Raw genomic sequence first — 12,591 nt, 5'->3', positions numbered from 1 at the left:
CCCACCCCCTTTCGTCACACAGGTACCGATAGGATCTCCACACCATCCCACCACCTGTTCACACAAGCGTCGTGCCGTTTCGCTGAGGAGTCCCCGTGGCGTCCACCCGCCGCCGCCCACCCCGACGCCGGGTCTGGCCCAAGATACGGCTGCTGCTGATCGTGGCCGTACTCGCCGCAGGCGCCACGGTGACGTACCCGTACTGGAAGCCCTTGTACAAGAAGGCGAATCCGGATCCCCCCGAGCTCCTGGTGCGCTACCGCACCGACACCCCGGCCACGGCGCCCGCGGCCAGGCCCTCGCTCGAGGTCTTCAACAAGACGGACAAGCCGCTGCCGCTCAGCGGTGTCACACTGCGGTACTACTTCACCGCCGACGAGTCCGCCTCGTACGCCTTCAACTGCGTCAACGCCGCCTTCGGCTGCTCGAATCTGGCGGGCCGGGTGGTGGAGATGGACAAACCGGCCGGAAACGCCGACCGGTACCTGGAGATACGGTTCAGCAAGGCGGCGGGCACGCTGAAGCCGGGAGCCAACAGCAAGGGCATCGACCTGCAGCTGTTCCGCACCGACCACAAGAAGCTCGACCAGTCGGACGACCGCTCCTTCGACGCGAAGATGACCAGCTACCGCGAGGCGCAGAAGGTCACCGCGTACAACAAGGGCGTGCTCGCCTGGGGCGAGGAGCCGGACGGCACCAAGCCGGCCGACGACCGGTCGAAGGCGAAGGCGGCCGCGGCCGCCGACCCGGTGCCGGAGGCCCCCGAGGGCGTGCTCTTCGACAACTTCGACTACCACGGCGCCAAGGACCCGGCCCTGTTCAAGCACGGCTGGCTGGTCCGCACCAGCAAGGGCGGCCCCGGCATCGAGAACACCTGGTCGGCCGACGGCGTCACCTTCCCCGGCGACGAGCAGGCCCTGAACTCCGGTCAGGTGCTGCAGCTGCGGGCCAGCACCGACGGCACCGAGGCGGGCACCAAGCAGGCCAGCCTGGGCACCGCCGCGAGCAAGTTCCGCGAGGGGACGTACGCGGCCCGGATCCACTTCAGCGACAAGCCCAGCACCGGTGACAAGGGCGACCACGTCAACCAGACCTTCTACACCATCGGCGGCAAGGGCTCGACCTACAGCGAGCTGGACAACGAGTACATGCCCAACGGCGGCTGGGGCCGCCCCGGGCCCAAGCTCGACACGGTGACCTGGTACGACCACAAGACCAACGACCGCGTCTACCAGACCACCAACAAGAGCCTCGACGCCTGGCACACCGTGATGATCCGGGTGAAGGACGACGTCGTCTCCTACTGGATCGACGGCAAGAAGCTGTTCGTCAGCAGCGGCAAGTACGCCCCGCGCGCGGGGATGTCGGTGAACTTCAACCACTGGTTCATCGACCTGCCGTTCAAGGGCGAGCGGGCCTGGGACATGAAGGTCGACTGGCTCTACTACAACGCGAACGACACCCTCTCGGCGAAGGAAGTCCAGGCCCAGGTCGAGGGCTTCGCCGAGAGCGGCAGGAACTACTTCGACACGGTTCAGGAGTCCTAAGTGGGCAAGAGGCGGGCCAACGCACACGGTCGTGCCGCTGCGAGTGACAGGCCGGTGGTCAGCCGCCGGGCCGCGCTGCTGATGGGCGGAGCGGGCGGTGTGGCGATGGCGGGCGGGGGCGCCTGGCTCGGCAATGTGGCGGCCCAGTCCGTCACCGGCCCGCAGGCGGCCGCCGAGGGGGCCATCGGGGGACTGACCACTCCCCCGCCCTACGCTCCCTCCGGCCGGCGTCCCAAGAACCGCCGGGCCACCTGGTCGCAGCAGTTCCAGGACTCGCACGGCTGGAAGGCCGGCGGCGCGGGCACGGCGTCGGCCGAGGTGAACGACAAGACCCAGTTCGTGCGCGGCACCCAGTCGGTGCGGGTGACCACCAACGGCACCGGCAAGCAGTCCTACGTCCGCAAGACGGGCATGGCCGAGGTGAACGCGACCGGCAAGATGATCCGGCTGCTGTTCCGCGTCGACGACGTGAGCAACCTCGCCAAGATGGTCTTCTACCTGGGCAGCGGCGGGCTGACGAACTACTTCGTCTGGAACTTCCACGTCCACTCCAAGACCGCGGCCAACTATGTGCAGTCCGGTGAGTGGGTGACGGTCCACCTGCAGTGGGCGGACGTCAGCGGCGCGGCCGGCGCGTACAGCATCTCGGCCGCGGGCAAGCCGTCCACCACGGCCGGCTTCACCGACATGTCCTTCGCGGTCTACGACGACGCGGGCGGGCAGGTGACCTACCGGCTCCAGGCCGTGGAGCTGATACCGGACACCACCGACGTCTTCCCCAAGGGCGTCGTCTCCATCACCTTCGACGACTCCCACAAGTCGATCCACGACCTGGCCCGGCCGATCATGGACTCCTTCGGCTTCCCGGGCACCCTCTACAACATCGCCGACGCCATCGGCACCGGGAGCTTCCTGACCGTCGACCAGATGCGGTCCATGCAGAACTTCTCCGGCTGGGAGATGGCCGGGCACTCCTACGCCAACGCGGTGCACACCGCGAGCTACCCCAAGCTCACCGCGGAGGAGGCCGACGAGGACTTCCGCAAGCTGCGGGAGTGGCTGGTGTCCAACGGCTTCACCAGCGAGCACTTCGCCTACCCGCACGGGGCGTTCCAGAAGACCAAGGACGGCGTCCCGGTCGACCTGATCGCCAGCCGGCACTTCACCACCGCCCGCACGATCATCTCCGAGACCATCGAGTCGTTCGCCCCGGCCCACCCCTACCGGCTGAAGTCGCTGACCGGCATCACCGACGGCAAGGGCATCGGCGGCACCGCGCTGTCCAGGCTGACCGAGGAGGGCGGCAAACTCGACCGGTGCGCCGAGAGCGGCGACTGGCTCATCCTCTGCCTGCACAAGATCGTCGAGGGTACGCCGAAGACCAGCACCGAGATCGGCACGGCGGGGCTCACCAAGCTGATGCAGGAGCTCCAGGACCGGGACATCCCGGTGGTGACGGTCGAGGAGGCGATGGCCTACTACAAGTAGGCCCGCACGACAGGTTGTTTCTGCGGACATGACGAAGGGGGCGGCCCGTTGAGGGCCGCCCCCTTCGCCGTGCGGTCGACGGTGAGCTTCGCTCGCAGCCGCAGGCCGCCTACCAGCCGCCGCCCTGGCCGTTCTGCGGCCAGTTCGGGTCCTGCGGCGGGTAGCCGGGGTTGTGCGGACCACGCTGCTGCGGCGCCTGCGGATGCCCCTGCTGCGGCGGGTACGGCTGCTGCTGTCCCTGCTGCGGGTACGGCTGCTGCTGGTGGTGCTGCTGCGGCGGATAGGGCTGCTGCGGGTACGGGCCCGCCTGTGCGCCGCCCTGCTGCCACTGCTGGCCGCCGCCGTAGCCCGCGGGCGCCGGGGCCGGGGCCGGTGCCTGGGCCGCCGCGGGGGTGCCCCAGCGGACGGGCTGCTGCGGGATGTTCTGGTGCAGCTGCTCGTCGTACCCGGGCAGCGGCTGCGGCTGGCTGGGGATGTAGGCCGGGCGGGGGCGGGTGCGCAGCGCCACGCCCTCCAGGCGCATCAGCTGCAGCGTCTCGGTGACCTGCTTGTCGGAGTAGGGGTCCTCCTCCTCCCAGATCTCCGTCATCTCGGCCTCGTGGTCGCCGCCCACGGACACCTCGACACCGCCCTGGCGGGTGCCCCAGCTGCCCTTGTGCAGGGTGAGCAGGGCGTAGAAGCGCAGCGGGGTCAGCAGGAACAGCTGGATCAGGCCGTACAGCGGGGCCAGCAGGAACATGCCGAACCGCTTGATGAAGCCCATGCCGCGGCGCGGGAAGTCGAGGTAGCGGACGTTGCGCAGATAGCCCATGAGGACCATGAACAGCGCGTAGTCGCCGATGTGGTCGAGGAACCGGGCCGGGTGCATGATCGGCAGGATGACCATGGAGTAGAACATGGCCGAGCCGAACACCAGCCACAGGCCGAGCTCCATGCAGGTCAGCCAGAAGGCCGGGCGGTACTTCTTCTGGTGCCGGAAGGCCCACAGGGACTCGCGGAAGAAGGACTTGTTCCAGCGGACCTGCTGGCGCAGGAAGTGCGGCAGCTTCTCGGGGACGGCGGTGTAGCCGACCGCGGTCTCCTGGAAGACGACCTGGCCCTCCATCAGGCAGTAGTTGGTCATGCGGCGGTCGTCGCCGAAGACGGCCGGCTTGCCCAGGAACTGCTGGTTGAGGAAGTCCGGCAGGTACTTGCGCACCAGCGAGCCGCGGTACGCCGACAGGGCGCCGCAGCAGCACAGTACGGACTTCAGCCGCGAGTAGGCGGCCCGCTCGAAGAGGAAGGAGTTGCCGTAGCGCAGGTCCTGAAGGCGGGTGAAGACGTTGCTGTCGTGGTTGAGGGCGAGCACCATGCCGGTCGAGGCCATGATCTTCTCGTCGGCCAGCGGCAGCAGCAGCTCACGGACCGTGTCCCGGGAGAGCACGGTGTCGGAGTCCACGCACAGGAAGATGTCGGAGTACGGGGCCGCCTCGAAGCCGAGGGCCAGCGCCTCGCGCTTGCCCTTGTTCTCGGGCTGGACGCTGACGGTGTACTTGACGCCCTTGGCCTCGAACTCGGGGCGCAGCTTCTTCGCCGCCCGGATGCCGGCCGGGTCGGCGCTGCAGTCGTCGATGATGTGGATCTCGTTGGGCAGCCGGCTCTGCGCGAGCAGGGAGCGCATGCCCTGCTCGAACATCACCGGGTCCTCGTTGTAGATCGGGATGACCGCGGTGACCCAGCACTCCTCGAGGTACTGCAGCTCCTCGCGGCCCGCCTTGGCGGGCCGGTAGAAGAGGGCGCCGAACATCTTCAGGCCCAGCAGGCCCATGGCGCCCATCGAGTACAGGTGCAGCGAGTCGGAGTCGAGCCGGGTGGCGATGACGGCGGCGATGGCGATGAAGAAGAAGTACGAGACCTTCAGGTGCCGTCGTTTGCGGTGGGCTCGGCGCCCGTCGGAGTCGACGGCTCCGGGTATGTACGTATCCTCAGTCGTCACAGCTTGACCACCCGGGGATGGTCGGAGGTCTTGCCGCGGGTGTCGAAGAGCTTGCGGGCGCGGTCGGCCAGCAGGTCCAGGTCGATCTCCCGGTGGGGCTGGAGCAGGACGGTGAGGTCCGCGGCCTCGGCGGCGGCCAGGTAGTCGCCAACGCGCTCGATCTGCTCGCCGCCGACGGTCCAGTCCTCGACGTGCGGGTCGAAGTAGACCAGTGCGGCGCCGCGCGCGATCAGGTTCTCGGCGACCGCCAGGGCGGGGCTCTCGCGCTGGTCGGAGATGTCCGGCTTGTAGGTGACGCCGATCAGCAGCACACGGGAGCCGCGGACCGCCTTGCCCTCGTCGTTGAGCAGGTCGGCGGCGCGGTTGACCACATGCACGGGCATGCGCTGGTTGATCTCCTGCGCCAGCTCCACGAAGCGGAACGGGATGCCCAGCGACCGCACCTTGTAGGACAGGTAGTTGGGGTCGATCGGGATGCAGTGCCCGCCGACGCCGGGGCCGGGATAGAACGGCGCGAAGCCGAACGGCTTGGTGGAGGCGCAGCGGATGGCGTCCCACAGGTCCACGCCGATCTCCCGGCAGAACATCGACATCTCGTTGACGAGGGCGATGTTGACGTGGCGGTAGGTGTTCTCCAGCAGCTTGGCCATCTCGGCCTCGCGGGTGCCCTTGGCCTCGACCACGCGGGCCACGAAGCGCTCGTAGAGGGCGCGGGCGGCCTTGGTGCAGTCGGCGGTGACGCCGCCGACGACCTTGGGGGTGTTCTCCAGGCCGAAGGAGGCGTTGCCCGGGTCGATGCGCTCGGGCGAGAAGGCGAGGTGGAAGTCCCGGCCGGCCTTGAGGCCGCCGGCCTCGAGGCGGGGGCGGACGACCTCGTCGGTGGTGCCCGGGTAGGTGGTGGACTCCAGGACGACGAGGGTGCCGGGCGTGAAGTGGGCGGCGATGTCCTCCACCGCGACGTGCACCGCGCCGAGGTCCGGGGAGCCGTACTCGGTGAGCGGGGTGGGCACGCAGATGACGACGGCAGCGGCCTCGGCGATGACCTCGGGCCGGTCGGAGGCGCAAAAGCCCTGCTCGAGCATCGTGGCGACCTCTGCGTCGGTGATGTCGTCCACGTGCGAGCGGCCGCTGTTGAGGCCGTCGACCACCTGGCGGCTGCGGTCGAGGCCGACCACCTTCAGTCCGGCTGCGGCGGCGGAGCGGGCCAAGGGCAGCCCCACGTAACCGAGTCCGACAACGACAAGATCCGTCGTGGAGGATCTGCTCACGACACCATTCCCCAACCCCGTTGCTCGGCCACGAGCAGGCCGCACGCGAGCAGCGCAAGCCCCCCACGTAATTCGAACATGTCCGAGGAGGCTAACAGAACCTTCATATTTTCATCCCGCCCACATCACGTGCGCCTTGTCACGTACACACCCGTACAACCCTTCACGCATCTCGTGTGTCTCCCGTCACCAAAGCCACGTGAGCGGGCACACGTTTGCGCGGCTCTCAGACCTGCGGCTCTCAGACCTGCGGCTCTCAGACCTGCGGCTCTCAGACCTGCTGCCAGGCGGTGAGGGCGAGTCCCGGTTCGTCCTTCCGCCGGGTGATCATCAGAGTCCCGGTCGACGGGGCGAAGGCAGCCGCGACCAGCTCCCCGTTCTCATCCAGGGCGAGGCACACCCGTGCGTCCTCCGGCAGCCGCGGCCCGGACTCGGTTCACCAGGCCCCCGCTGACTCCTGCTCGGTCGGATACGCGGCGAAGACCACCCGCCCCCTCGCCGACCGGTGGGCCGGCACGGTGCAGTCGTGCCCCTCGATCACGCACCGCACGGCACTCACGGGCCCCGGCCCGGCCGCCGCGAGCAGGGCCACGGGCTTCTCCCCCGGCCGCCAGGCACACAACTCCCCGCCCCGGTCCGTGAAGTACACAGTGGTGTGCTCCGCCGACGTCGCCACCGCACACAACGTGCCCGGCTCCACGTCGGCACCGATCCCCTCCGCCTGCACCGGCCGCTTCCCCGCCTCCTCCTGACGCCAGTGCAGAATCTTTCCCGGACCGGCCGCGTACAGCTCCGCACGCCCCGACTCGCCCGTCACGGCCGCCAGGTGCTCCTGCACCTGCTCGCCCCCGAGATCGGCCCAGGCGTCCCAGCCGCCCTTCTCCTTCTGGGCGAGCAGGCTCACGCCGCTGCCCTTGTTCCGCACGAAGACATGGGCCCGGCCCTGGGCATCCACGGCGACGGCGGGCGTCCCCGTCCGCCCGCCCTTCTTGTCCGGATGGCCCACGGGAGCGAAGTCCAGGGCCGCCGGCCGGGGCCGGAAGTGGGTCGAGTGCGCCAGCCCCGCCTCCCCGGAGACGGTGGGCCGCCAGGCCACCAGATGCGCATACCGGTCGGGCCCCTGCCCGACGGCCACCCCCGGCAGCAACCGCTGCGGCCCACCCGCCCTGCGCGGCGGCTCCCAGGGCCCACCGGGAGCCAACTCCGCACGACACAGCACGGCATCTTCCGACGGCAGGCAGACGATGAGCCGGCCATCCCGACCACACACAAGCCAGTCGCCGTTCACCCGTCTCACCCTAAAGGGCCCGTCGTTCAGGGGCGGCTCGCAGGTCATGGGCGGTGAAGCCTCAGCAACGGGCGGGCGGGGCCCAGGGGCTTGCGGCTGCACGACGGCGCGGAGCGCGCCCTTTCGGCAGGGCGAGCACGGCCGCTCGCCGGGGCACCGGCTCACCATCGGCACCGTCCACCCGGACGCCACCCGGCACGGGCACCGGCGACCGAGGCGACGCGGCGCAAGCGCGCCAGGCACGGCGTCCGAGAGCTGCCCCGGACGACAGGCCCCGAAGCAATCGGCGTCCCGCCGAGGGCGCGGGCCCTTTCCCAAAGGCCCCTCGTCCGAGGCGCCTCGCGAGGCAGCAGCAGCGGCTTGCCGCCACGGGCGGGCACGAGCCGGTGCGTACGACCGCACGCCGGCGCAGTGCGCCCCACGCGAGGGCACCAGAACCGACGGCGACGCGACAGAAGCGCTCGCCGCGACCCGCATCCGCGGGTCGTTCCGGACCGCAGATCCTGAACAGCGTGCGCCTCGCCGGGAGTGCCGCCCCCTGCCCTGAAAGGGCGCCACGTGCGAGCGACTCGCAGAGCATCGGCGGCGGATAGCCGCCACCGGCGCCCACGATCCGGTGTGCGACCGCAAGACGGCACAGGACGCAGCACGCCGAGACACCGACCCCGGCAGCACCCCGGACAAGCGCGCCGGACCCGGCATGTCCACGGCCCACCCCCGACGACAAACCCCGGGCAGCACGCCCCACCGGGGAGCGCCGCCGCCCGCCCTGAAAGGGCGCCGCGCGGCAGCGCCGGCGGGGTGGCAGAAGCGCGGGGCGTTCCGGACGGTGGGCCCGCCGGGGGCCGGAAACATGCCCTGGACGCGTTCCGTGGGACGCTGGCGGTATGGACGACACCGCTGCTCTGCTGGTCATTGTGGACGCCGCCAATGTGGTGGGCTCGGTGCCGGACGGGTGGTGGCGGGATCGGCGGGGGGCCGCGGAGCGGTTGCGGGACCGGCTGGCGGAGGTGGGGCTGCCGGGGCACGAGGGGCCGGTGGAGATCGTGATGGTGGTGGAGGGGGCGGCGAAGGGCGTCGCGCCGGTGCCGGGGGTGGAGGTGGAGGAGGCGCCGGGGAGCGGGGACGATCACATCGTCCGGCTGGTGGCGGAGGCCGCCGGACGGCGGGTGCTGGTGGTCACGGCGGACCGCGACCTCCGTCGCCGGGTGTCGGAACTCGGCGCGGAGGTCACGGGTCCGCGATCGGTGCGCGGCTGATCCGGGAGGCTGACCGGGTGTCAGGGACCGGGCTTGCCGGCCTGGCCCGGTGCCACCTGCCCTTCCCTGGCCAGACGGCTGTGGCCGCGGCTGTAGAGGAAGTAGACGACCAAGCCGATCGCCATCCAGATGGCGAACCGCACCCAGGTCTCGGCGGGGAGGTTCAGCATCAGCCAGAGGGAGGCGGCCACGGAGAGGATCGGCAGGAACGGGACCCACGGCGTACGGAAGTTGCGCGGCAGGTCCGGCCGGGTCCGGCGCAGGATGATCACGCTGAGCGCGACGATCACGAAGGCGAACAGCGTGCCGATGTTCACCAGCGCCGCCAGTTCGTTCAGCGGGGTGAAGCCGGCGAGCACCGCGATGAGCACACCGAGCAGGATGGTCGGGCGGTGCGGGGTCCTGAAGCGCGGGTGGACCCGGGAGAAGAACCGCGGCAGCAGCCCGTCGCGGCTCATGGCGAAGAAGACACGGGTCTGACCGAGCAGCAGGATCATGCAGACGGTCGTCAGGCCGACCGCGGCGCCGAAGCTGATGAAGCCCGCGTACCAGGGATGCCCGGTGGCCTTGAAGGCGTCGGCGAGCGGTGCGTCGACGGACAGCTTGCTGTAGTGCTGCATACCGGTGACGACGATGGACACCAGCACGTACAGCGCGGTGCAGATGAACAGCGAGCCGAGGATGCCGCGGGGCATGTCGCGCTGCGGGTTCCTGGTCTCCTCGGCGGCGGTGGCCACGATGTCGAAGCCGATGAACGCGAAGAACACGACCGAGGCGGCCGTGAAGATGCCCATGACGCCGAAGTTCGCCGGCGCCCAGCCGAACATCAGCTGGATCAGGGGCGCATCCAGGCTCTGCCCCGCCTCCACGGGCTGCGACTCGGGGATGAAGGGCTTGTAGTTGTCGGCGGTGATGAAGAACGCGCCGGCGATGATCACGACGAGGACGACGGTCACCTTGACGGCGACGACGATCGAGGTGACCCGGGCGGAGAGCTTCATGCCGAGGACGAGGATGCCGGTGAGGACCAGCACCAGCGCGGCCGCGAGCACGTCGAAGCCGAAGACGTCGGAGCCTTCCCGGCTGCCCAGGTACGCGGGCATCTCCCAGCCCGCGTTGCCCATCAGGGACTGGATGTAACCCGACCAGCCGACGGCCACCACCGCCGTACCGAGCGCGAACTCCAGGACGAGATCCCAGCCGATGATCCACGCGGGCAGCTCACCGAGTGACGCGTACGAGAACGTGTAGGCGGAGCCCGCCACCGGGACGGTGGAGGCGAACTCGGCGTAGCAGAGCGCGGCGAGCGCGCAGACCACTCCGGCCACCACGAAGGCCAGGGCCACCGCGGGCCCGGCGTTGTTCTTGGCGACCGTGCCGGTGAGGACGAAGATGCCGGTGCCGATGATGACACCGACGCCGAAGACGGTCAGATCGAGCGCGGACAGGGACTTCTTGAGCGCGTGCTCTGGCTCCTCGGTGTCGAGGATCGACTGCTCGACGTTCTTCGTCCTGAAGAGGGGGCTGGTCACAGGTACCTCCCACGCTTGTCATCCTCGACATGATCGAGAGGGGGCGTAGGTCGTATGCCCCGGTACCGTCACCCTCACGCAAACGGGCCGCACGCGCCACTCATCACGGTGGCACGGGCGGCCCGATCGGGCGATCAGGGAAAGGCGGGTGCGCGCAGGTCAGTCGCGGGCGGCCTCCACGGAGCCGACGGCGGAGCGCTCGTACCTGCCGTCCAGCCGGGCGACCAGGCCGGTGACCTGACGGGCGATGTCAGGCGCGGTCAGCCCGATCTCGGCGAGCACCTCGGCGCGGGAGGCGTGGTCGAGGAAGCGCGGCGGGATGCCGAAGTCGCGCAGCGGGACGTCGACGCCGGCGTCGCGCAGCGCCTGGGCGATGGCGCAGCCGACCCCGCCGACCCGCGAGTTGTCCTCCACGGTGACGACCACGCGGTGCTTCTCGGCGAGCGGGGCCATCGCCTCGTCCACCGGCTTGACCCAGCGCGGGTCGACGACGGTGGTGGAGATGCCCTGCTTGTCGAGCAGCTCGGCGACCTCCAGGCACATCGGCGCCAGGGCGCCGACCGAGACCAGCAGCACGTCCGGGGTGTCGGTGCCGGGCTCGCGCAGCACGTCCATGCCGCCCACGCGGCCCACGGCCGGGACGGCGGGCCCGACGGCGCCCTTGGAGAAGCGCACCACGGTCGGCGCGTCGTCCACCTCGACGGCCTCGCGCAGCTGGGCGCGCACCTGGTCGGCGTCGCGCGGGGCGGCCAGCCTCAGGCCGGGGACGACCTGGAGGATGGACATGTCCCACATGCCGTTGTGCGAGGGGCCGTCGGTTCCGGTGATGCCGGCCCGGTCCAGCACGAACGTGACACCGCACTTGTGCAGGGCCACGTCCATGAGCACCTGGTCGAAGGCGCGGTTGAGGAAGGTGGCGTACACGGCGAAGACCGGGTGCACGCCCGCGTGGGCCAGGCCGGCCGCGGAGACGGCGCCGTGCTGCTCGGCGATGCCGACGTCGTAGACGCGGTCGGGGAAACGTTTGGCGAACTTGTCCAGGCCGACCGGCTGGAGCATGGCCGCGGTGATGGCGACGATGTCCTCGCGCTCCTCGCCCAGCTTGACCATCTCGTCGCCGAAGACGGAGGTCCAGTCGGCGCCGGCGGTGGCGATGGGCAGCCCGGTGTCGGGGTGGATCTTGCCGACGGCGTGGAAGCGGTCGGCCTCGTCCTGGAGGGCGGGCTGGTAGCCGCGGCCCTTCTCGGTGAGGCAGTGCACGATCACCGGGCCGCCGAAGCGCTTGGCGCGGGCCAGGGCGGACTCCAGGGCCTCGATGTCGTGTCCGTCGATCGGGCCGACGTACTTCAGGCCGAGGTCCTCGAACATGCCCTGCGGGGCGATGAAGTCCTTCAGTCCCTTCTTGGCGCCGTGCAGGGTGTCGTAGAGCGGGCGGCCGACGACCGGGGTGCGCTCCAGAAGATCCTTGGTGCGGGCCAGGAAGCGCTCGTAGCCGTCGGTGGTGCGCAGGGTCGCCAGGTGGTTCGCCAGGCCGCCGATGGTGGGCGCGTAGGAGCGCTCGTTGTCGTTGACGACGATGACCAGCGGGCGGTCCTTGGCGTCGGCGATGTTGTTCAGCGCCTCCCAGGCCATGCCGCCGGTCAGGGCGCCGTCGCCGATCACGGCGACGACGTGGCTGTCGCGCTTCAGGAGCTGGTTGGCCTTGGCGATGCCGTCGGCCCAGCCGAGCACGGTGGAGGCGTGGCTGTTCTCGATGACGTCGTGCTCGGACTCGGCCTGGGAGGGGTAGCCGGACAGGCCGCCCTTCATCTTCAGCCGGGAGAAGTCCTGCCGGCCGGTGAGCAGCTTGTGCACGTACGACTGGTGCCCGGTGTCCCAGAGCACCTTGTCCTTGGGCGACTCGAAGACCCGGTGCAGGGCGATGGTCAGCTCCACCACACCGAGGTTGGGGCCGAGGTGGCCGCCGGTCTTGGAGACCGCGTCGACGAGGAAGGTCCGGATCTCCTGGGCCAGCTGGTTCAGCTCCTCCTGGCTGAGCCGGTCCAGATCGCGCGGTCCCCTGATGCGGGTCAGCAGCGGCACCCGTGCCTCCTTGCAGTAGAGCTGATCAAGCTTTTCCCGGGCCTGACGAGTCTAATGTTCCGCTGCCGGGCGCGGACTCCGGGCCGTGCGTCGTACGTCACGCTTTCGGCAGTACCCACGATGCGGCACCCCTGCGACAGCGGCAGAAACGC

Annotated in this window: 7 protein-coding genes and 1 pseudogene; 3 read left to right on the top strand and 5 right to left on the bottom strand. The window is 70.1% G+C overall.

All coding sequences use genetic code 11. The features are described 5' to 3' along the window. Nucleotides 1-95: 95 nt before the first annotated feature. Together ABD207_RS15475 and ABD207_RS15470 are read left to right on the top strand one after the other, a co-directional pair. Nucleotides 96-1,547, top strand: coding sequence for a cellulose binding domain-containing protein (locus ABD207_RS15475; protein ID WP_344013398.1), 1,452 nt, complete (start codon nt 96-98; stop codon nt 1,545-1,547). Between the two features lie 54 nt (nt 1,548-1,601). Beyond that, nucleotides 1,602-3,035 carry a polysaccharide deacetylase family protein gene (locus ABD207_RS15470; RefSeq protein ID WP_344013396.1) on the top strand — a complete coding sequence of 478 codons (1,434 nt, stop codon included), beginning with the start codon at nt 1,602-1,604 and terminating at the stop codon, nt 3,033-3,035. A gap of 109 nt (nt 3,036-3,144) precedes the next feature. Here the strand turns inward: ABD207_RS15470 and ABD207_RS15465 are convergent, their stop codons facing one another. The 3 genes and pseudogenes from ABD207_RS15465 to ABD207_RS15455 all read right to left on the bottom strand — a co-directional run bounded on the left by ABD207_RS15465 (nt 3,145) and on the right by ABD207_RS15455 (nt 7,566). Further along, nucleotides 3,145-5,010, bottom strand: coding sequence for a glycosyltransferase (locus ABD207_RS15465; protein ID WP_344013394.1), 1,866 nt, complete (start codon nt 5,008-5,010; stop codon nt 3,145-3,147). Further along, nucleotides 5,007-6,278 carry a nucleotide sugar dehydrogenase gene (locus tag ABD207_RS15460; RefSeq protein WP_344013392.1) on the bottom strand — a complete coding sequence of 424 codons (1,272 nt, stop codon included), beginning with the start codon at nt 6,276-6,278 and terminating at the stop codon, nt 5,007-5,009. The genes ABD207_RS15465 and ABD207_RS15460 overlap by 4 nt, the downstream gene beginning before the upstream one ends. A 271-nt stretch (nt 6,279-6,549) precedes the next feature. Further along, nucleotides 6,550-7,566, bottom strand: a pseudogene (locus ABD207_RS15455) (hypothetical protein). Between the two features lie 887 nt (nt 7,567-8,453). On the opposite strand from ABD207_RS15455, the gene ABD207_RS15450 reads away from it, so the two are divergent. Then, nucleotides 8,454-8,825 carry a PIN domain-containing protein gene (locus ABD207_RS15450; protein ID WP_343998025.1) on the top strand — a complete coding sequence of 124 codons (372 nt, stop codon included), beginning with the start codon at nt 8,454-8,456 and terminating at the stop codon, nt 8,823-8,825. A 20-nt stretch (nt 8,826-8,845) separates the two neighbouring features. Here ABD207_RS15450 and ABD207_RS15445 read toward each other — a convergent pair whose 3' ends face one another. Continuing rightward, nucleotides 8,846-10,357, bottom strand: coding sequence for an amino acid permease (locus tag ABD207_RS15445; protein ID WP_344013389.1), 1,512 nt, complete (start codon nt 10,355-10,357; stop codon nt 8,846-8,848). Between the two features lie 159 nt (nt 10,358-10,516). Next, a complete protein-coding gene (gene dxs / locus ABD207_RS15440) occupies nt 10,517-12,439 on the bottom strand; it encodes a 1-deoxy-D-xylulose-5-phosphate synthase (protein ID WP_344013386.1) in 1,923 nt (640 codons plus the stop codon). Nucleotides 12,440-12,591: the final 152 nt, after the last annotated feature.

This window comes from Streptomyces thermospinosisporus (assembly GCF_039526425.1).
GTDB classification, from domain to species: domain Bacteria; phylum Actinomycetota; class Actinomycetes; order Streptomycetales; family Streptomycetaceae; genus Streptomyces; species Streptomyces thermocarboxydovorans.
Note: the sequence above shows the minus strand (reverse complement) of the source record. Positions and strands in the feature narration are given on the sequence as shown.